The organism is Kitasatospora aureofaciens, assembly GCF_001188955.3.
In the GTDB taxonomy this organism is placed as follows: Bacteria; Actinomycetota; Actinomycetes; order Streptomycetales; family Streptomycetaceae; genus Kitasatospora; species Kitasatospora aureofaciens.
On the sequence record NZ_JPRF03000012.1, the window covers coordinates 201,824 to 220,886 of the forward strand.

Sequence of the window (19,063 nt, forward strand, 5' to 3'; positions counted from 1 at the left end):
CAACTGTCATATTTTCTGAGGGAATTGGACTCTTTTAGGTGCTTTTCCCGTTTGGGCCCGATGGTACGCCCCCGAACGCTTCGTGCCGCCTCTCAGCGCCCCCACTCCGGTGCCGGGTCGACCGGCAGCAGCGGCCGTAGCGCGCCCAGCACGGCGCCGATGCAGGCGTCGCGCAGCTCGGTGCGGGTGCAGCTGGGCTCGGTCAGCCAGTCCACGACCAGCACCCGGACGAACACCAGCCAGCTGCGCAGCACTTGGGACACCGCGAGCCGGGCGCCCTCGTCGGAGAGCGGGAGCACGGTGAGCAGCCGTCCGCGCAGGGCGTCCAGTTCCTCGGTGATGATGGTCTGGATCACCGGGTCCCCGGCGAGGACGCGGTTGGCGGCCAGCACGGTGTGCCGGTTGGCGAGGAAGTAGTCGAGGTGGGCGTCCATGCCCTCGACCAACTGCTCGACCAGGCTGACCGCCGGGTCGAACCGCGTCCTGGCCAACAGGTCGTCCGAGGCCTGTCGGTGGACCGCCGCGAACAGCTCGTGCTTGCTGGCGAAGTGCCGGTAGAGCAGGGCGCGGGAGACCCCGGCCTGCTCGGCGACCTCCTCCATCAGCACCTCCTCGTACGGCCGGGCGGCGAAGGCCCTGGCGCCGACGGCGAGCAGCTGGGCGCGGCGCTCGTCGGGGGAGAGGCGTCGGCGGCGTTCGTGGACTGGCATGCCGGTCAGGTTACTTGACACGTGTCTACCGGTGGGGGCAGCTTGGTAGACGTGTGTCAACTAGGCGTGCCCGGCACGCCGCGGGGGCGCTCGATGGGATCTGACGGGCAATCGGACGACGGGCGGGGTGGTCGGTCATGGCGAAGGCGCTGCGGGTACTCGGGTGGACGATGGGGGTCGCCTGCGTGGCGATCGGCCTCTTCCACCTGCTCGGCGGGAACGCCGCGCTTCCCGGGACCGCGGACCCCGGGCCGACGGTCGACAGCTTCGGCCGCTTCATGGGCGCGATCTTCGCCGGGTACGGCGCGGCCTGGATCTGGGCCGTCCGGCAGCGGCCGGTGCCCGCGTGGGCGGTGCGGTGGCTGACGGCGGTGTTCCTGCTGGGCGGCCTCGGGCGGGTGCTGGCGATCGCGGTGGGCGGGCGGCCGCACTGGTTCCAGCTGGTGCTGATGGGCATCGAACTCGGGCTGCCGCCGGTGTACTTCCGGCTCGCCGCCGCGGACCAGCGGGCGCACGGGAGTTCAGCTGGGCGGGCGGGGCGGACGGGCGAGCGGGCGGCCCGGGCCTGAGAGGCCCGGGCCGCCCGCGCCGGTCGGGCGTTGGCCGGTGGGGTGCGCCGGTCAGAGCCCGTACGCCCGCAGGTGTTCGGCGATCACGGCCCGGTCGGCGGCGGCCCCGGTGAGCGAGACGTAGCCGTCCGGCCGGACCAGCACCACGGCGTCGCCGCGCAGCCCGTACCCGCGGGCGGCGTGGCCGTCGGGGTCGCGGACGGCGGCTGTCCGTATGCCGGGGAGGCCGGTGAGCTCGGCGGGGGCCGGGCGGTCGCCGAAGAGCAGCAGGGTGAAGTGCGGGCCGCGGAACAGGTCGAACAGCCGGACCGGCGTGCCGTCCGCGGTGGTGCAGGGTGCGTCGGGCGCCCGGTCGCCGGCCCGGATGCCGGTGGCCCCGTCGAGGTCGCGGCCGAGCGGCCCGCCGCGGTAGCCGAGGGAGAGCCCGGTGAGGTCGGTGCCCTGGACGGCCATGGTGCGGAACTGCTCGGCGAGCAGGCCGGCGGCGTCGCCGCCGCCGCTGAACGCCGCCTTGTGGTGGGCGGAGGTGGCGGCCAGGCTCGCCCGGGCGATCGGCATCCGCTCCTCCTGGTAGCTGTCGAGCAGTGCGGAGGGCGCGCCGCGCAGCAGGGCGGCCAGCTTCCAGGCGAGGTTGTGGGCGTCCTGGATGCCGGTGTTCATGCCCTGTCCGCCCGCCGCGGACTGGCAGTGCGCGGCGTCCCCGGCGAGCAGGACCCGGCCGTCGCGGTAGCGTTCGACCAGCCGGACGGTGGGGCGCCAGACGGTGGACCAGATCGGCTCGTGCAGCCGGACCCCGGGCAGGCCGGCCCGTTCGGCGAAGAGCCGGCGGAAGGTGTCCAGGGTGGGCGCGGGCAGTTCGCCGTGCTCGTCCGGCTCGACCGCGGCGTGCAGGGCCCACTTGTCGTCCTGGCGCATCGGGACGATGGTCATGGCGCCGGCGCCGAACCTGGGGTGGTTCCAGATGTGCATGTGGTCGGGGGACAGGCCGTCCAGGTCCATCGAGGCCATGATGAACCGCTCCTCCTCCCAGGTCTCGCCGAGGAAGGGAATGCCGGCCAGCTTGCGGACGGTACTGCGGCCGCCGTCGCAGCCGACCAGGTAGCGGGCGCGCAGCTGGAGGGTGCGGCCCTCCTGCCGGAGGGTGGCGAGCACGCCGTCCGCGTCCTGGGTGTAGCCGACCAGTTCGGTGCCGGTCTCGACCTCGGCGCCGTGCTCGGAGAGCTGGCCGCGCAGCACGTCCTCGGTCTGGTGCTGGGCGAGCAGCAGCATGCCGGCGTACGGGCGGTCGGGGGCGGCGGGGTTGCCGACCGCGGGGTCGACCTCCTGGAGCAGCCGATCGCCCTCGTAGGCGCGGACCTTGAGGTTGAGCACCCCGCGGTCGAGGATCTGCTCGACCACGCCGAGGTCGTCGAAGACCTCCAGGGTGCGCGGGTTGACGCCCTTGCCGCGGACGCCTGCGGTGCGGAACTCCGGGTCCCGCTCGATGATCCGGCAGTCGACCCCGGCGCGGGCCAGCCCGATGGCGAGCGCGAGGCCCACCGGGCCGGCTCCGACCACCAGGACGTCGGTCGCGGGTGCGTTGGACATGGTGAACTCCCCCTGCTCGGACGGCCATAAGATACGGCACGTTTCCTGGCTTCGACTGTAGGCTGGCCTCTTTAAGAAACGCAACGTATCTACGAGAAGCGGGTGCGAAAACCGGTGACGAGCGGAAGAACGGGCATCCCGCGGCGGCGCGGGGATGAGCTGGAGGCGGCGATCCTCGACGCCGTCTGGGCCGAACTCGTCGAGCACGGCTACGGCCGGCTCACCATGGACGGCATCGCCGCCCGCGCCCGCACCAGCAAGCCGGTGCTCTACCGCCGCTGGCCGAACCGGGTGGAACTCGTGATGGCCGCCCTCGGCCGCAACGCCCCCGACTACCAGGACCCGCCGGACACCGGGGAGTTGCGCACCGACCTGCTGGTTTTCCTGCGCGGCCTGCTGCACCGCTTCGACGACCTTCCGGTCGACGCCGTCCACGGCTTCCTGGTCGACCTGATGCGCGACCCCGAACTGCGCCGCGTCTTCCGCGCCGCGCTCACCGACGGGGGGCCGGTCGAGACCCTGTCCGTGATGATGCACCGGGCCGCCGAGCGGGGCGAGATCAACCCGGCGCGGCTCACTCCGCGGGTGGTGGCGCTGCCGCTGGACCTGCTGCGCGACACCTTCATGGTCGGCGGCGAGGTGGCGTCGGACCAGGTCATCGCCGAGGTGCTGGACGAGATCGTCCTGCCGCTGCTGCGGGCGCCTTCGAACGGCTAGGCTCCGGTACCGGTCGAACGTACGTCCGCGAGAAGGGTCCGAAGCGCGTGAGTGGCACCGTGGTGGCAGTCAGCAGCAACGCCGAGTACTCGTTCAGCAAGCCGAACCGGACAGGCATCACGCTGCTCGCCGGGCTCGGGGTGGAGGGCGACGTGCACGCCGGGGTGACGGTCAGGCACCGCTCGCGCGTCGCCCAGGACCCGACCGTGCCCAACCTGCGCCAGGTGCACCTGATCCACCGCGAACTGCTCGCCGAGCTCGCCGAGTCCGGCTTCGACGTGGCGCCGGGGGCGCTCGGCGAGAACATCACCACCGAGGGCGTGGACCTGCTCGGGCTGCCGGTCGGCGCGGTGCTGCGGATCGGGCCGGAGGCGGAGGTGGAGGTCACCGGTCTGCGCAATCCGTGCGTGCAGATCGAGAACTACCGGGCGGGGCTGCTGAAGCAGGTCGTCGGCCGGGCCGAGGACGGCACGCTGGTGCGGCGGGCCGGGATCATGGGCGTGGTGCGCGCGGGCGGGCCGGTGCGGCCCGGGGACGCGATCACCGTGGTACTGCCGGAGGGGCCGCACCGGGCGCTCGACCGGGTCTGATGCCTGTGGGCCGATACCCCCACCCCGTACATGGAAGAGGCCCTCCGGCCATGACCGGAGGGCCTCTTCGTGCGTGCGCCGCCGCCGTGGTTCAGGAGCGGACCAGCCGGGCGATGGCCTGGTTGGCCTCCCGGATCTTGGCGTTGGCCTCCTGGCCGCCCTCGGCGATGGCGTCGCGGACGCAGCATTCGATGTGCTCGTCCAGGAGTTGCAGGGCGAAGGACTGGAGGGCGCGGCTGGCGGCCGATACCTGGGTGAGGACGTCGATGCAGTAGGTGTCCTGCTCGACCATGCGCTGCAGGCCGCGGATCTGGCCCTCGATGCGGCGGAGCCGCTTGAGGAAGTCGTCCTTGTGGGGGCTGTAGCTGGCCATGGCCGTCTCCGGTTCCTGCGCGGTGAGGAGTTCGCTCACTCTACCGGGGCGCGGTGGGAGGGGAGCCGGCCCGGACGTCCGGGGGCGCCGTCCGGGCCGACGGGCGGTCAGGCGCCGATCCGGCCGATCAGGGCGTAGCCGGCCTCGTCGATGGCGGCGGCGACGTCGGTGTCGGCCAGCGGCGCGGTGCTGTCGACGGTGACCTGGCCGGTGGCGAGGTCGACCGCGACCTCGGTGACACCGGCGACCTTCTCCAGCTCGGCGGTCACCGAGCTGACGCAGTGGCCGCAGGTCATGCCCTTCACCTGGAAGACGGCGCGCTCGGCGGCGGCGGTGGCGGGGGCCTTGCCGGCGCCGGTCCCGCACGAGCCGCAGCAGGAGCCCCCGGTGGAGGACGACTCGACGGTGACGGTGGTCTCGCTCATGGTTGTGCTCCTGTCGTCGGTGCGTGCGGCGCCTTCCGGAGTGGTCCCGGGCGGCTACTTCGCTTGGAACATACCATACCCCCCTAGGGTAAGTGGAAAGGTCGCGGCGAACCCTGCTCCAGCGCTTCGGTGTTCAGTCCGGAGCCGGTCCGCAGGTGGGGCCGGTACGGCGCCGGCGACCCCAGCGCGATGAGCGCCGGTGTGGCCAGCCGCACCGCGAACCGCAGCCGGGGAGCCGGTCGCAGCAGCCGCCGCCTCAGCTGCCTCGCCGGTCGCCGGTCGCCGGACGCGTGGCCACAGTGGCGGCAGGGGAGTTCGACGACCGCACGCTCCGTCGTCCACCGCACCCCGGCCGGGTAGCGGATGGCGCCGGGCCTCAGCGGACGGTGACCTGGATGGACTTGGTGACGTCGCACCTCAACGCCACACGGTTCGGCGCGTCGGGGGCGCAGTCGACCTCGTTGCCGAACGCCCAGGTCAGGGTGGTGGTTCCGGGCGCCAGGGCGGTGAACGTCCGGTCGAACTCCGAGGCGCAGCCGGGCGCGGGCGGGTTCGACGAGCAGGAGCTGATGACGACGTCCGGACCGTTCCGCAACACGGCGCCGTCGGCCGGTGAGGTGAGGTACCAGTTCTTGGGCCGGGCACCCCCGGTCATCCTGACGCCGAGCTGCTGCCCGACGGCCAGGTCCACCGTGCTGTTCGGGTAGGCGGAGGTGGCGTACCCGGCTTCGGACTCGGCAGGGAGGGAGACCTCGGTCTGCGGCCGGGCGGGGGAGTCGGTGGCGGTCGTGCTGGTCGTCGGGTCGGACCACCATCCGTTGAGGTAGGAGACGAGCAGTACGGCGGCGGCCAGGAGCACCACCGCACCGGAGACGATGCGGCGCATCACTCGCCCTCACCCCGGACGTCGCGACGCATGGTGATGAGCAGCGCGACCTCGGCCAGCCAGCGTGCGAAGACGACTTCGCGCTGGAGGTTCGCCCCGGCGCCCGCCGCCGCGCGCAGCCAGCCGCGGACGAGTTCGCCCGCCTCCCGGCCGATGACCGGCTCGGGCAGGTCGAGCGCGGCGCTGAAGCCGCCGGTGCGGACGTACTGGGCGAGGAAGCCCAGCGGATAGGGGCCGATGCGCAGGGCCTCGGCCTGGTAGGAGGCGGCGATCGCGGCCTCGCCGAAGAGCACCTGGCGCGTGACGCCGTCGATCAGCAGGCCGCGGGTGATGGCGGCCTCCACGTCGTAGCCGTGCATCAGTTCGGCGTCCGGGAGGACGTTGGTCATTTCGGCAGCTCCACGCCGTAGGGCCGGTTGATGTTCACGGTGTCGGTGAGGCCCCCGTCGTTCAGGTGGTTGTGGATGAACTGGTCCTCGGTCACCCATACCGACTGGCCCCACGGGTTGTAGACCTGCAGCCGGTCGCCGTCACGGGCCACGATCACCATCTGGTGGTAGCTGCCGTCCTTGCCGGCGTTCTTGCTGGCCTCGTCGTAGGCGCAGAACGGCACCGGTTTGCCCTCGTCCAGGGCCTTCTCGATCCGGTTGACGGCCGCGCGCCGGTCGTCGTCGGTGTTGAGGTCGACGTACTCGTAGGTCGAGCCGGTGGCCTTGCCGAGGTTCTGGTTGGCGAGGAAGGTGTTGCCCTTGGGGCCGATCCCGCCGCCGTTCTCCGGGTAGATCTTCTGGTCACCGTTGGCCAGCTGGCCCTGCTGGTACTGATTGATGAAGAGCTGCTGGAGCCGCTGCTTGAAGTACTCCGGCGCGTCCGCTCCCGGGACGTCGGGCATGTTGCCGGTGGTGACCTGGAGCATCGACACCGGGTCGAGCTTGAGGCTCGCGACCACCGTGGAGGCCGCGACGCAGTCGCCGACGTTGCGCTGGCTGTAGACGTCGTAGCCGTCGAGGATCTGGGCGCCCTTGTAGGTGAGCAGGGTCTTGTGGGTGGTGGACTCCTCCTGGAGGGGGTCCGTACTGAGGCCCGGGACCAGGTGTTGGGACAGCCAGGCGGGGTCGTCGCCGTGGGGGTGGATCAGCGCGGCGAACTGCTGGACGTCGGCGACCGAGTGGCCCGCGGCCAGCGCCTTCCAGAGGTATGCGGCCTCCTCCGGCGACTTGGCGCCGGACAGCAGGCTCTGGAAGGCGGCCTGGTCGGCGCCGTTCATCACGGACATGAACTCCTTGGCACGGTCGAGCTGGTTGTCCGTAAGGATGTAGTCGCCGTCCGCACCTCCGCCCGGGCCCTTCTCGTTCGCCAGGACCAGGGCCGCGAGCGGATCGATCGTCCCTTGTCCGGCGCGCTCGGTGCGGGCCTTGGCGGCGAGCTGGTTGATCAGGCTCGCGGTGCGGGTGCCGCTGCTCTCCGCCCGCTGGGCGGCCGAGATCCTGGTTCCCACGGCGATGTCGGCCGGTCCGATGGCGGCGACGGCCTTCTCGGTGTCGAAGGCGTCCTGGCCGAGTGTCTTCTGAACGTTCTGCAGGGCGGTGATGCCCTGGGCGTCGGTGTTCTGGGCACCTTCGAGGTCGTCCGCCCAGGCGTTCAGCTGGGTAGCGGCCTGCTCCAGGGTCTTCCGGGAGACGGTCAGTTCGCTGGCCAGCGCCAGGACGGCCTGGGTGGCGTTCTCGGCGACCGAGCCGGTCCAGGCGTTGGGGAGCTTGGCCGTGGCGACCGATTCGAGATCGGCGGACGCCTGGGCGTAGGCCTTGGCGGTTTCCGAGTAGGCCTTCGCCCGCTCGCGTATCGCGCCGGGGTTGCCAGCCGGCCCGGCCACGGCCAGGGCCTTGTCGATGGCGCCGAGCAGTTCCACCCCGACGAAGGGGCCGACGCTGGGGTGGGTGATGGCCTGCTGCGCCTTCTGCAGGTCCGCGACCTTGCTCATCGGGCCTGCTTCGGGGAGAGCGAGGCGGTGACCTTGGTCTCCGCGGCGCGGTAGTTGGCGCTGGTGGCCGACATCTTCTGGACCAGTTCACCCACCGCTCGCTGGGTGACGTGCAGTTCCTGCCCCCAGTTGGTGTCGAACCCCGACCACGCCTGGTCCACCCCGAACTCGCCGAAGTCGGCGGACTGGGAGGGTTTTTGCGCGGTGTAGGCCTGGTTGGCATTCGTGAGGTCGGTCGCGACGTTGCCGAGTGCCGTCGTCACGCCGTCCAGTGCGTCGGGCTTGACCGTGTACCCGGTCGGGTTGTCCCCCATCGATCGATCCCCCTGTAGTCCCCTCGCTCGCCGTGATCGAGCGAGCGCGATCGACGAGCATAGACGCTGCCGGAGGGACCGCGGTTGCGGTTCGGTCCAGCCGGCCGGGCTTCGCCGCCCGCACGCCGGCCTCGAAGCGGCCTGAGGCGCCGAGTTCCTGCATCACCCCGGACAGCAGGCGGCTGAGGGTTCTGAGGCCGCGGTCGGAGCCCGCCACAACGTGTCGGCCGCGACCCTGCTCTGCCTGCTCGGCGCGTTACGGTTCGTGAATACCCCGTACGGGTATATGGTCGGGTTGCCGGCCGGTGCCCGAGGAAGGCGGACGACCACATGCACGCGATCCTGCACGCGCTGTCCATCGCCGGATCGATGACCTGGGAGATCACCTGGGCGCTGATCCTCGGCTTCCTGCTCTCCGCCGTCGTCCAGGCGGTGGTCCACAAGTCCACGGTGGTGCGGCTGCTCGGCGACGACCGGCCGCGCACCCTGGCCGTCGCCTCGGCGCTGGGCGCGGCCTCGTCCTCCTGCTCCTACGCGGCCGTCGCGCTGGCCCGCTCGCTGTTCCGCAAGGGTGCGAACTTCACGGCGGCGATGGCCTTCGAGATCGCCTCCACGAACCTGGTGGTCGAACTCGGCGTCATCCTCGCCCTCTTGCTGGGCTGGCAGTTCACGGCGGCCGAGTTCGTCGGCGGACCGGTGATGATCCTGCTGCTGGCACTGCTGTTCCGGTCGCTGCTGCGGGACCGGCTGCTCCAGGAGGCCCGGGAGCAGGCCGAGTTCGGCCGGGCCGGGTCGATGGAGGGGCACGCGGCGATGGACATGTCGGTGGCCGGGCCCGGCTCCTTCGCCCGCCGCCTGCTCTCCCGCCAGGGCGTCACCTCGGTGTCGCACGTGTTCGTGATGGAGTGGGCGGCGATCCTCAAGGACCTGGTGATCGGCCTGCTGATCGCGGGCGCGATCGCGGCGTGGGTCCCGGACTCGTTCTGGCAGGCGTTCTTCTTCGTCGACCACCCGCTGGCGGCCAAGCTCTGGGGGCCGCTGGTCGGGCCGCTGGTCGCGATCGCGTCGTTCGTCTGCTCGATCGGCAACGTACCGCTGGCGGTGGTGCTGTGGAAGGGCGGGATCAGCTTCGGCGGGGTGGTCGCGTTCATCTTCGCGGACCTGCTGATCCTGCCGATCCTCAACATCTACCGGAAGTACTACGGGACTCGGATGGCCCTCTTCCTGCTGGGCACGTTCTACGCGGCGATGGTGGCCGCCGGGTACGTGGTCGAGTTCGTCTTCGGCGGGCTGGGGCTGGTGCCGAACCAGAGGGAGGCGGAGATCCCGATGGCGGGCGTCGAGTGGAACTACACCACCTGGCTCAACATCGCATTCCTACTGCTGGCGCTGGGGCTGGTCGTCCGCTTCTTCCGCACCGGCGGCGCCGCGATGCTGCGCATGATGGGCGGCGCCCCGGACGCGGACGAACACGCGGGCCACGAGCACCAGGGCGACCACTGAGCGGAGTCCGGCCCACGCAGCCGACCTCGGCGGTCGACGTCCCGCCCGGGCTCGCGCGCACCCGCGCCCCGTGCCGTGCACGCACACCTCCGGCCCGGATGGGGGCGTGGTTCAGAGCGCGAGCCAGCCGGCCCGGACCGCGCGCACGCCGGCCTGGAAGCGGCTGCGGGCGTCGAGGCGCTCCATGAGGTCGGTGGCGATGCGGCGGGCGGTGCGGGGCGAGACGCTCAGGCGCTTGGCGATGGCGTCGTCGGTGTGTCCGTCGGCCAACAGGGCCAGCGTGGTCCGCTCCTGGGCGGTGAGGCCGTGTTCGTCGGGCCGGGCGGCGGCGCCGAGCGGCTGGGCGCCCGCCCAAACGGTCTCGAACAGGGCGCACAGCGCGGTCAGCATCCCCTGGCCGGTGAGCACGACGGCTCCTGCGGCGGTGTCGTCGCTGTGGACCGGGATGACGGCGGTGGTCCGGTCGACCACGATCATGCGGGTCGGGAGCGCGGGCGCGGTGCGGACCTGGCCGCCGTGGGTGGCGAGCCAGTTGACGTACTCGACGGTGTGCGGACTGTTGCGGACACTGTCCAGGTAGACGGTCCGCATCCGGATGCCGCGCCCCAGCAGGTCAAGGTCCAGGGGCTTGGCGGCCTCGATGTTCTCCGGCTTCTGTCCGCCGTCGGGCGCGAAGGTCATGACTTCCTCGCGCACCTCCCGGGTGAGCAGGGTGAGCCGGTCGCGGATCTGGTCGAGGCCGGTGAGCTGCTCGACGCCGGGGTGGTTCCCGGCCGGCCGGAGGTCGGCGTACTCGGAGATGAGCTGCGCCGCCGCGGCGCGGGAGGCTTCGATCCGCAGCTGCTGTGCGGCGAGCTCGGCCTGCTGGCGGGCCATCAGGATCTCCATCCCGATCTCGGGGGAGACGGCCCGCAGTTCACCCTCGCGGTCCGCGGAGGGGCGCAGCAGGGCCAGTTCGCTGAGAGTGTCCAGAGCCTGCCTGATCTGCTGCTCGGGCAGGGACAGGCGTGCGCCGAGAGCGCGGACGCCCTCCTGTGGATGGGCGAGCATCGCCCGGTAGACCGCCTCCGAGACCTTGTCCAGGCCCAGTGCCGTGAGCATTCCCCGCCCCACCCCCGTGAAGAACCCGCGTTCGAACGCACGCGATCATTCCACATCCGCGGCGCACTGTGTCACGGGCCGGGTGGACGGTTCCGGCCAAGGCCCCAACCGTCCCGGGCCATCCTCTTCACGCCATTTGCCCACTTCGGCACGCTCGGTCCATGTACCTCGTTCACGCCGCCTTGCAGCCGGTCCCGCCCGGGCGTCCGCTCCCCGCTGACGCCCGCGAGCTCCTGCGGTCCGCCGTGCGCCCGGAGGACCGGGTCGAGCACGTCGTCGTCCACCCGGAGGCCTTCCCGGATCCGGTGCTCGGTGTCTACCTGCTCGCCGACTCCCTCGCCGCCGCCGAGAGCCGGACCGCCGGGTTCTGCCGTCGCGCGCTGGCGACCGTGCCCGAGTTCGCGGGGTGGACGGCGACGAAGGTCGCCGCACCGCTCGTCACGCCGTTCTACGAGCGCCTGCTGTCCGCCCCGGCCGGTCCTGGCCGGAACGGTCCAGGGACGTTTCCGTCCAGCTGAGAACCCTTCCACCCACTCTGACCAGCGGCGAAGCTAGTGGACGTCGGAAGGGGACACCGCCCGGACGACAACCGGAGGACCGGAGGAGGCGTCACCGCGGGACGCCCACGCCGGATCCCCGCTCCACTCCGTCGCACCCGAAGAGGACACCGTCATGCTCCGCACCGTCACCGCCAAGGCCACCGCGGTCGCCACCCTCGCCCTCGCCGTCCTGGCTCCCGCCGTCGCCGCCGCCCAGGCCGCGCCCGCTCAGCCGGTCATCACCGCCCAGGCCGACAACATGATCTGGGGCTGACCCGCAGCCCCACCCGGTCCGGCGCGGAACCAACGCGGCTGCTCCTGCAGGGCAGCCGCCCATCATCCGCCCGCACCACGCCTGCCGTTCGGTGTCTCGCCACGCCGGACCATGCCCGCCGTGCCCGGCGCTTCTCGTCGTCCTGCTGTTGCGCGGATCCGCCGTGTCCGCGACGCCTCCTGCACTCACAACCGGAGTCCACTCGTGCCTTTCGGCCAGTCCAAGATCGTTCGTACCGCTGTCGCCACCTCCCTCGCCGCAGCTGCCGCTATCTCAGCCCTCTCGGTCACCACCACCGCACAGGCGGTCGGCACATCCTCGGTCGGCGGTGACATCTCCCGCGACGAGATCATCGCCCGCGCCCAGAACTGGGTCGACCAGGCCGTCCCGTACAGCCAGACCTCCTGGCACTCCGACAGCAACGGTTCCTACCGCCAGGACTGCTCGGGGCTGGTCTCCATGGCCTGGCACCTCGGCAGCAGCCGTGTGACCTCCACCCTGGACGACGTGTCGACCCCGCTCGGCAGCCTGGACGACCTGCGCCCCGGCGACATGATCGACAACATCACGACTCACGTCGTCCTCTTCACCGGCTGGACGGACGGCAGCCACACCACCGCCAACATCATCGAGGAACCGAAGCCCGGCCTGACCGCCCGCCGGAACACCTACTCGCGCAGCTACCTGCTCAACAACGGCTACAAGCCCTACCGCTACGACCGGACGATCGACAGCGTCCCGCTGCCGCCCAAGCCCGCGGTGGCGCCCTGGCGCGCCCAGCTCCTGGTGAACGGCGGCGGCGACGTGTTCCACACCACCCGGCTGTCGGACGGCAACTGGACGGCCTTCGGAAACGTCGAGTCGCAGGCCGGCGACATCGGCGGTGTCCAGTCGATCGCCGACGCCGGCATCGACGGCAACACCCATGTGCTGGCGGTCGGCGGGGACGGCGGCCTCTACCACGCCGTCCGCCACTCCGACGGCAGCTGGGACCGGTTCGCGAACGTCGGCTCGGAGGCCGGCACGCTGACCAACATCTCGAAGATCTCCGCTGTCTCCATCGGCGGCGACCTGCACGTCGTGGCGGTGGCCGACGGGAAGGTCTTCCACACCGCCCGTCTCGCCAACGGCACCTGGATGCGGTTCGCCGACATCTCCGGGCAGGCAGGCGCCATCGGCACGGTCACCAGTGCGTCGGCCGCCAACGTCAACGGCCAGCTGCAGGTTGTCGCGGTCTCCGGGGGCCGCGTGAGCCACACCATCCGCGACGTGTCCGGGGCCTGGAGCGCGTGGGGCGACGTGTACGGGGCTGCGGGCGACATCGGCAGTGCCCAGGACGTCGCGATCGCGGGCACCGGCGGCGACATGCAGATCATCGTGGTGACCGGCAACGGCCAGCAGTACCACGCCGCCCGCTACGCATCCGGCTCCTGGCAGCAGTTCAACGCGCTCGCTCCGGTGATCGGCTCCTTCACGGCCAACCGGGTCAGCGTGGCCACCGTGGACGGCGAGCTCCAGGCCGCGTTCATCACCAACGACGACCGCATCATGCACACCATCCGCGACGGTTCCGGCAGCTGGGACCCGGCGGCCGCGGTCAACCTGAGCGGCGTCAGCGGAAACCACTACGCCGTCTCGATCACCGGCACTGCCGGCTGAACCGCGACGAGGGGCACGGCGGGCGCCGCCACCACGCGCACGCCCGCCGGCCCCGGCACACGCACGAGCCGTCGCCCCCACCCCCTGCCGCCCACGCCCCCAGAAAGGGACTCCCGATGCCCCGCCCCGCCCGGACCTCGCGCCTTACCGCCCTCGCCACCGCCTCGCTCGCAGCCCTCGGTGTCGTCACCGCCGCGGCGGGCTCCGCCCACGCGGCCTCGGTCGCCACGTGGGACCGGGTCGCCCAGTGCGAGAGCACCGGCAACTGGAGCATCAACACCGGGAACGGCTACTACGGCGGTCTGCAGATCAACCTCCACAACTGGCGCTACTACGGCGGCTTGAACTACGCCGCCCGTCCGGACCTGGCCACCAAGCAGCAGCAGATCCTCATCGCCGAGAAGCTCCTCGCCGACCAGGGCGCTGGCGCCTGGTCGTGCGCGCCGGGCACCGGCCTCGCCACCGACCGCACGGACCCGTACCCCGCTCCCACCCCTGCTCCGGCACCGACTTGGAAGTCGCAGGTACTGGTGAACGGTGGCGGCGGGATCTACCACGCGATCCGCGACGCGTCCGGCAACTGGTCGGGCTTCGCCAACGTCGCCGCCCAGACCGGGGACATCGGCCCCGTCGGCTCGCTGGCCGATGCCGGGATCAACGGCGACACGCACGTGGTGGCGGTCGGCGGCAACGGCGACATCTACCACGCCGTCCGGTTCGCCGACGGCCAGTGGGGTGCCTTCGGCGACGTCAGCTCGCAGGCCGGGTCCCTGAGCTCGGTGACCAAGGTGTCGGCCGTATCGGTCGGTTCGGAGCTGAACGTGCTGGCGGTCGCGAGCGGCCGGCTGTTCCACACGGTGCGTCACGCGGACGGTACGTGGACGGCATTCGGTGACGTCCAGTCGCAGGCGGGCCTGCTCCCGGCGGCGGTGACCAGCGCATCCGAGGCTTCTGTGAACGGCCAGCTGCAGGTGGTGGCCGTGGCCGGCGGCCGGGTGTACCACTCGATCCGCGCTGCCGACGGCACCTGGAGCGCCTGGGGCGACGTGTACTCGATGGCCGGAGACGCGGGTGCCGCGACCGACGTCGCCATGGCCGGAACCGGTGCCGACATGCAGATCGTCATCGCGTCGAACGGGGGCGCGAAGCAGTACCACGGTGCCCGCCTCGCCAGCGGTCAGTGGATGCCGCTGAGCGACCTGGCGCCGGTCGCGGGCTCGTTCACCACGACGTCGGTGAGCGTCGCATCGGTTGCGGGCGAGCTCCAGGCCACCTTCGTCACGACGGACAACCGCGTCCTGCACGCGATCCGCCACACCGACGGCAGCTGGCAGAACGCCACCGCCGTCAACCTGACCGGCGTCTACGGCAACCACTACGCCGCCAGCATCACCGGGACGCTCTGAGCGGAGGCGGCCAAGGGCTTGCTTAGAAATCCGGGGCGTGCGCGAGAAGTCGGCTCGGCCGACTTCTCGCGCGCCGTGCTCATTGCGTGGGGTCAGGTGGGCGGCAGCAGATCGCTCTCGCTGACGGTGTACGTCAGCGGGGGATAGCTGAAGTCCGTTTCCTGGTTCTCACGGCGCCGCAGTCGGTAGAACTCGCGCCGCTGGTCGTCGTCGGCCGAGGTGAGGCGGCTGCCCTGCGGGAGGTGCGGGTGTCCGTCGCGGAAGCGGATCACGGTCTTCGAGGTGCGGAAGGTCAGGCCCAGCCAGGTGTTGTCGGTGGTCGGGACGGGCTTGTCGAGGACGATCCTGTGGCGGAGCAGCCGGTTCGCGTCGACGGAGAACGCGATGAAGCTGTGGTGGGTGAGGGGAATCTCGAACTTCTCGCCGCCGGGCTCCTTCGGTTCGACGATCAGCTTCCTGGGCGGGGTCGCTTCCGGGTGCTGGTAGCAGGAGAAGACGGCGATGAACGAGTCGTCGGCCAGATCGAGCGCCTGGTCGGAATGGCTGCCCATGGTCGCGTAGGCGTTCGTGTAGCTCTCGATGAGGGCGTTGTTGAAGCTCAGGGGCAGCGCCGCGTGCTGCTGGATCCGGACCGCCAGCCGTTCGTGCACCGCACGGAAGCGTTGGGTCGCGGTGGCGTACCGGGTGGTGGTACGGACGAGGGGCACGCCGCCCGTCCCGTCGACCCTGGTGAGGGTGGCGCCTCGGCGGCCCTTTCCCAGGTCCTCCAAGTGGGCCGACGTGGACAGCTCCGGGAAGAGGTTCTCCTCGGCGGGCAGGGTGTAGGAGCGGATCTCGGCCGGGAAGCTAGGCGCGGGGGGCAAGGTAGTCTCCCGTGTTCATGCTGAAGAGAAACCGGTTGCCGTAGTCGACGAAGGACGAGCTGCGGTTCTCCTCGGCGTACAGCCCGCGCAGCGCGTCCATGCCGGCCTGAGTGGGGGGCTCCAGCTCGACGAGGTCACCGGCCGATTTGAGGAACGTCCGGCCGTCCTTGTGGACGGCTTCCGTGTTCGAGCAGCGCACGACGTATCCGAGGCGGGTCGGGAGCAGCTCGGCGTCCAGGGCCGAGGGCCGGATCTCGTGGGTGTAGAGGCGGTTGGTGGACAGCGGCACGAAGAACACGGACCCGGGATAGAGGGTCAGGGAGAAGTGGGAGGGGAGCGTGTCCCCATGGAGTTCCGCGGCCGAGTCCTTGAGGCGGAAGTGGAGCCTGGTCAGCGCGCTGGAGTTCTTCGTGCCGTAGTCGAAGGGGTCTTCGGCCAGAGGCTGGAGGCCGTCGAGGCGGTCGTAGAAGGTGCAGAAGGCCATGATGCCGTTGGCTGGCATGTCCTTGGTCTTGTCGGCGTGGGAGGAGATCTTGGCCTTGGACTGCTTGCGCTCGGGCGTGGCGTGGGTGTTGTGGTAGGTCTGCGCGAGGACGTGGTTCAGCGGGGCGTGGTCCCGGAAGACGGTGGCGGCCTCGCGGTTCAGGGCGTCGACGATGTCGGTGTCGGTCGGACCGAAGTTCTCGGTCGGGCCCGAGAGGTTGGTGGAGCAGCGGAGCAGGCGGAAGTGCAGTTCGTCGTCCCCGGTGCGGGTGACGGGGGTGAGGTAGATGCCGCTGCGATGGGCCGAGCCGGGTTTGGTGGACTCGGTGAGGGACTGGAAGGCGTGCTCAGCACGGATCCGGTGGAAGTGATCGGCGTCGCGTTCGAAGAAGCGGCGGTAGTAGACGCCGGCGCCGTGGACACGGATGGGTACTTGACCGAGGTCGACGAGGGGCCAGGGGGTGCCGGCGTGGTTGTGGGACAGATCGCGGATGACGAACACACGGTCGGGTGCGTGTAGTTGGCGGGCGTTGATCCGGGATATGTCGCCGCACAGGTAGACGGTCTTCTGCGCAAGGTCGGGCGAGGAGGATGCAAGGTCCTCCGGCGTGATCACAGACCCGAAGAAGTCCCTGAGCGGCGGGATCGGAGGCGCCACCAGGATGTTGCTCGCATCGTGGATGCGGGCTTCGGTGGGATCAGTTGTGTACATCGAGCGCTACCTGCCGTTCGCTGCCCGGGGAGTAGTTGCGCGAGAAGTCGGCCAGCTCGACTTCTCGCGCAGGCATGTTCAGGTGTTCGGGAGTTCGCCGGTCTTGATGGCGGCGACGAAGGCGGTCCATGCCTCGGCGGGAAAGGCGAGTGCCGGACCGTTGGGGTCCTTGGAGTCGCGGACTGGGACGATGCCGGTGAAGCCGTCAGCGACCTCGACGCAGTTGCCCTGGTTGCCGCTGAACCTGCTCTTGCGCCAAGTCGCGTGCTTCAGGCTGTCCCGACCAGGGTTGATCATTCGAGTTCCTTTGCAATCTGCGTGACAAGCCGCCGCGATGGCCCTACGTCGAGGGCTGCTGCCCGAAGCCGGTCAAAGGCCTGGTCGTAGGCTGTTACGTCGTCATCTCGTTCGAGGTAGAGGCTACTCGTCAGAGCCTCGGTGTACACCACATCGAGATCGTTCCGAACGGGGAACTCCATAATCACGAAGGAGCCCAGCACCCCGGGATGCGCGCCAGCATCGAACGGCACAACCTGCAAGGTCACGTTCGGTTCTCTCGAAGCCGCGATGAGCTGTTGCAACTGCTTCGCCATGATGGCCTTGTTGCCGACGACCCGTCGGAGCGCGGCTTCGTCCACGATCGCCCAGAGCTTGAGTGGCTCCTCCCGCCGCAGTGCGGCGTTCTGTCGCGCCAGGCGCACGTCGACGAGGGCGTTGACCTCCTCGGTTGTGCCCTCTGGCTGGAGTTTCCGCGTCACCGCCCGTGCGTAGTCGGCGGTCTGAAGCAGGCCAGGGATCAGGGACGATTCGAAGTTGCGGATCGCCACAGCCTCCGCCTCGAAGCTGATGAACGAAGCGTAGCGCTGCGAGATCACGTCGGAGTAGGGCTGCCACCACACCCTGCGCTTGCCCTCGCGTGCCAGCGTGGCGAGGGCCTCCCGGGTTTCCGGGTCGCTGATTTCGTAGACGTCGAGCAGTATCCCGACCTCGTTCGCCTTCACGCCGTGGCGGCCGTTCTCCAGTCGGCTGACCTTGGACTGGTGCCAGCCGAGTCGGGCTGCCACGTCATCCACTCTGAGGTTGAGCCCCTCTCTGATCCTCCGAAGTTCCGCGCCCAGCATTCGGCGGCGCACCGTCGGTGTTGCGGCCACGCTCCGACCTCCCCTCGTTGCGCTGTGTCGTCGGTCCCCAGTCTGGCGTGACGGAAGTGGTTTCGTCACATCAGATCCCAAAGAACATATGCACTTTGCTGGATTCGGTTGCACAAAGCCATCTGCCGACGGCACACTGACGGAGTGTGCTGCATATAGCCACACAGCGTGATCCTGGCGGATCTTCGCTCGGGCATTCCCATGCCTCTCGCCGCCCTCGGGATCGCGATCTCTCCCACCGCACCCCCGGAGGCCCCGCCATGCCCGGAATGTTGGAGAAGCCGCCCGCCCCTCCGCTCGACTTCTCGTGGTGGTTGCCCAGGCACCACAAGTCCGCCGGCTTCGCCCGGCGGCTGCTCCGCACCTTCCTCGCCGAAGAGCCGGGCGCCGAACGCTTCCTGGACGACGGCCAGTTGGTGCTCGGCGAACTCGTCGCCAACTCCGTCCTCCACGCCAAGACCCCGCCGGGGCGGCTCGTCTTCATCCGCCTCTCGCTGTGCCCCGACTCGCTCCGCATCGAGGTGCACGACGCCGACGCCAACCAGCCCGCAGCGCACCCCGCCACCGAGGAGGCCGAGACGGGCCGTGGCCTCTGGCTCGTCTCCCAGCTCGCCGCGAGCTGGGGCTGCCGGCCGCGTCCCGGTGGCATCGGCAAGGTGATGTGGGCGCTACTCGAAGGGGGCGACGCGCAGTGAGTGCCGAACTCCCCTTCCCCGTCTCGGTCGAGATCAAGGGCATCACCGAACCCGCCACCTTCACCAGGCTCACCGACGCCCTCGACGCCGTCCGCACCAGCCTCGCCCGGCTCCCGCTGGACGCCGACCAGGCCGCCTACCTCGCCGGCCTGTTCAGCGACGCCTCCGCCAGCCGGATCGCCCACCAGCTGGTCGAGTTCGGTGCGGTGCGCGCGATCGCCTACATCGGCGTCGAGTCCGCCCACCCGATCCACCTGCGCGTGACGGACCCCGAGTGAGCGGGCGTCTCACCTGGGCCCGCATCGAGATGTGGTGGTGCCTCAGCGCCCAGTTCTCCCGCCCGGTCCGCGCCCTGAGCCCACGACGCCGATCCGCCCACACCGAGATGCAGTTCTGGGCGGCCACCCCGGGCAACGCCGAGGCCCTCCTCCGCGCCGTGCTCCGGCAAGCCGCCCGCCACCCGTCCGGATGAGCCAAGACGCCGGGCGATCCGACGCGGATCGCCCGGCCTCTCCTCAAGGGGTG

The 19,063-nt window shown here is 70.7% G+C and carries 24 protein-coding genes; 11 read left to right on the forward strand and 13 right to left on the reverse strand.

The window, feature by feature from the left end; genetic code table 11:
- Positions 1–92 precede the first annotated feature (92 nt).
- Positions 93–710, reverse strand: a complete 618-nt coding sequence (locus HS99_RS05865) for a TetR/AcrR family transcriptional regulator (protein WP_030290517.1) — start codon at positions 708–710, stop codon at positions 93–95.
- A gap of 137 nt (positions 711–847) precedes the next feature.
- Here HS99_RS05865 and HS99_RS05870 point away from each other — a divergent pair, with 137 nt between their 5' ends.
- On the forward strand, positions 848–1,279 hold the full coding sequence (locus tag HS99_RS05870; protein WP_030555441.1) for a DUF4345 domain-containing protein: 432 nt from the start codon (positions 848–850) through the stop codon (positions 1,277–1,279).
- 51 nt (positions 1,280–1,330) lie between these two features.
- Here the strand turns inward: HS99_RS05870 and HS99_RS05875 are convergent, their stop codons facing one another.
- Entirely contained in the window at positions 1,331–2,866 is a 1,536-nt protein-coding gene (locus HS99_RS05875; RefSeq protein ID WP_030290515.1) for an FAD-dependent monooxygenase, read from the reverse strand.
- A gap of 114 nt (positions 2,867–2,980) precedes the next feature.
- Here HS99_RS05875 and HS99_RS05880 point away from each other — a divergent pair, with 114 nt between their 5' ends.
- Both HS99_RS05880 and HS99_RS05885 read left to right on the forward strand, forming a co-directional pair.
- Positions 2,981–3,583, forward strand: coding sequence for a TetR/AcrR family transcriptional regulator (locus tag HS99_RS05880; protein ID WP_030290514.1), 603 nt, complete (start codon positions 2,981–2,983; stop codon positions 3,581–3,583).
- 47 nt (positions 3,584–3,630) lie between these two features.
- Positions 3,631–4,173: an MOSC domain-containing protein gene (locus HS99_RS05885; RefSeq protein WP_030555444.1), complete on the forward strand. Its 543-nt coding sequence runs from the start codon at positions 3,631–3,633 to the stop codon at positions 4,171–4,173.
- A 91-nt stretch (positions 4,174–4,264) separates the two neighbouring features.
- Here the strand turns inward: HS99_RS05885 and HS99_RS05890 are convergent, their stop codons facing one another.
- The 6 genes from HS99_RS05890 to HS99_RS44660 all read right to left on the reverse strand — a co-directional run bounded on the left by HS99_RS05890 (position 4,265) and on the right by HS99_RS44660 (position 8,152).
- Positions 4,265–4,585: a metal-sensitive transcriptional regulator gene (locus tag HS99_RS05890; protein WP_425311142.1), complete on the reverse strand. Its 321-nt coding sequence runs from the start codon at positions 4,583–4,585 to the stop codon at positions 4,265–4,267.
- A 68-nt stretch (positions 4,586–4,653) separates the two neighbouring features.
- On the reverse strand, positions 4,654–4,971 hold the full coding sequence (locus HS99_RS05895; RefSeq protein ID WP_030290511.1) for a heavy-metal-associated domain-containing protein: 318 nt from the start codon (positions 4,969–4,971) through the stop codon (positions 4,654–4,656).
- Positions 4,972–5,347: 376 nt separating this feature from the next.
- The gene (locus HS99_RS05900; RefSeq protein ID WP_030555447.1) at positions 5,348–5,857 is read right to left on the reverse strand and encodes a hypothetical protein; all 510 of its coding nucleotides are present in this window, start codon (positions 5,855–5,857) and stop codon (positions 5,348–5,350) included.
- The gene (locus tag HS99_RS05905; protein ID WP_030555449.1) at positions 5,857–6,246 is read right to left on the reverse strand and encodes a hypothetical protein; all 390 of its coding nucleotides are present in this window, start codon (positions 6,244–6,246) and stop codon (positions 5,857–5,859) included. Before HS99_RS05905 ends, HS99_RS05900 begins: the two co-directional genes overlap by 1 nt.
- Entirely contained in the window at positions 6,243–7,838 is a 1,596-nt protein-coding gene (locus HS99_RS05910; RefSeq protein WP_030555451.1) for a hypothetical protein, read from the reverse strand. Before HS99_RS05910 ends, HS99_RS05905 begins: the two co-directional genes overlap by 4 nt.
- Entirely contained in the window at positions 7,835–8,152 is a 318-nt protein-coding gene (locus HS99_RS44660) for a hypothetical protein (RefSeq protein ID WP_030555453.1), read from the reverse strand. Before HS99_RS44660 ends, HS99_RS05910 begins: the two co-directional genes overlap by 4 nt.
- Before the next feature lie 330 nt (positions 8,153–8,482).
- Here HS99_RS44660 and HS99_RS05920 point away from each other — a divergent pair, with 330 nt between their 5' ends.
- Positions 8,483–9,655 carry a permease gene (locus HS99_RS05920; RefSeq protein ID WP_030555455.1) on the forward strand — a complete coding sequence of 391 codons (1,173 nt, stop codon included), beginning with the start codon at positions 8,483–8,485 and terminating at the stop codon, positions 9,653–9,655.
- 111 nt (positions 9,656–9,766) lie between these two features.
- On the opposite strand, the gene HS99_RS05925 is transcribed toward HS99_RS05920, so the two are convergent.
- Entirely contained in the window at positions 9,767–10,756 is a 990-nt protein-coding gene (locus HS99_RS05925) for a helix-turn-helix transcriptional regulator (RefSeq protein WP_030555457.1), read from the reverse strand.
- Between the two features lie 161 nt (positions 10,757–10,917).
- On the opposite strand from HS99_RS05925, the gene HS99_RS42315 reads away from it, so the two are divergent.
- The 4 genes from HS99_RS42315 (at position 10,918) to HS99_RS47665 (ending at position 14,634) form a co-directional block, all read left to right on the forward strand.
- Positions 10,918–11,274 carry a hypothetical protein gene (locus tag HS99_RS42315; RefSeq protein ID WP_030598512.1) on the forward strand — a complete coding sequence of 119 codons (357 nt, stop codon included), beginning with the start codon at positions 10,918–10,920 and terminating at the stop codon, positions 11,272–11,274.
- 154 nt (positions 11,275–11,428) lie between these two features.
- On the forward strand, positions 11,429–11,569 hold the full coding sequence (locus HS99_RS44665) for a hypothetical protein (RefSeq protein WP_157846605.1): 141 nt from the start codon (positions 11,429–11,431) through the stop codon (positions 11,567–11,569).
- A 204-nt stretch (positions 11,570–11,773) separates the two neighbouring features.
- Positions 11,774–13,228, forward strand: a complete 1,455-nt coding sequence (locus HS99_RS05935; RefSeq protein WP_050366900.1) for a PLL family lectin — start codon at positions 11,774–11,776, stop codon at positions 13,226–13,228.
- 116 nt (positions 13,229–13,344) lie between these two features.
- A complete protein-coding gene (locus HS99_RS47665; protein WP_050366901.1) occupies positions 13,345–14,634 on the forward strand; it encodes a transglycosylase family protein in 1,290 nt (429 codons plus the stop codon).
- A 92-nt stretch (positions 14,635–14,726) separates the two neighbouring features.
- Here the strand turns inward: HS99_RS47665 and HS99_RS05945 are convergent, their stop codons facing one another.
- From HS99_RS05945 to HS99_RS05960, 4 genes are all read right to left on the reverse strand, one after another.
- A complete protein-coding gene (locus HS99_RS05945; protein ID WP_030555464.1) occupies positions 14,727–15,497 on the reverse strand; it encodes a hypothetical protein in 771 nt (256 codons plus the stop codon).
- Positions 15,481–16,692: a hypothetical protein gene (locus HS99_RS05950; protein ID WP_030555466.1), complete on the reverse strand. Its 1,212-nt coding sequence runs from the start codon at positions 16,690–16,692 to the stop codon at positions 15,481–15,483. Before HS99_RS05950 ends, HS99_RS05945 begins: the two co-directional genes overlap by 17 nt.
- A gap of 78 nt (positions 16,693–16,770) precedes the next feature.
- The gene (locus tag HS99_RS05955; RefSeq protein WP_030555467.1) at positions 16,771–16,989 is read right to left on the reverse strand and encodes a DUF397 domain-containing protein; all 219 of its coding nucleotides are present in this window, start codon (positions 16,987–16,989) and stop codon (positions 16,771–16,773) included.
- Complete coding sequence (locus HS99_RS05960; protein ID WP_030555469.1) at positions 16,986–17,843, reverse strand: helix-turn-helix domain-containing protein; 858 nt, start codon at positions 17,841–17,843, stop codon at positions 16,986–16,988. The genes HS99_RS05955 and HS99_RS05960 overlap by 4 nt, the downstream gene beginning before the upstream one ends.
- Before the next feature lie 260 nt (positions 17,844–18,103).
- Between HS99_RS05960 and HS99_RS05965 the strand changes: the two genes are divergently transcribed.
- From HS99_RS05965 to HS99_RS05975, 3 genes are read left to right on the forward strand one after another with little or no spacing between them, the layout of a single operon-like run.
- Positions 18,104–18,538 (forward strand): ATP-binding protein, encoded by a 435-nt coding sequence (locus tag HS99_RS05965; RefSeq protein WP_078938506.1) that lies wholly within the window; start codon positions 18,104–18,106, stop codon positions 18,536–18,538.
- A complete protein-coding gene (locus HS99_RS05970) occupies positions 18,535–18,816 on the forward strand; it encodes a hypothetical protein (RefSeq protein WP_030290503.1) in 282 nt (93 codons plus the stop codon). The genes HS99_RS05965 and HS99_RS05970 overlap by 4 nt, the downstream gene beginning before the upstream one ends.
- Positions 18,813–19,010, forward strand: a complete 198-nt coding sequence (locus HS99_RS05975) for a hypothetical protein (RefSeq protein ID WP_030290502.1) — start codon at positions 18,813–18,815, stop codon at positions 19,008–19,010. Before HS99_RS05970 ends, HS99_RS05975 begins: the two co-directional genes overlap by 4 nt.
- The last annotated feature ends 53 nt before the right edge of the window (positions 19,011–19,063 follow it).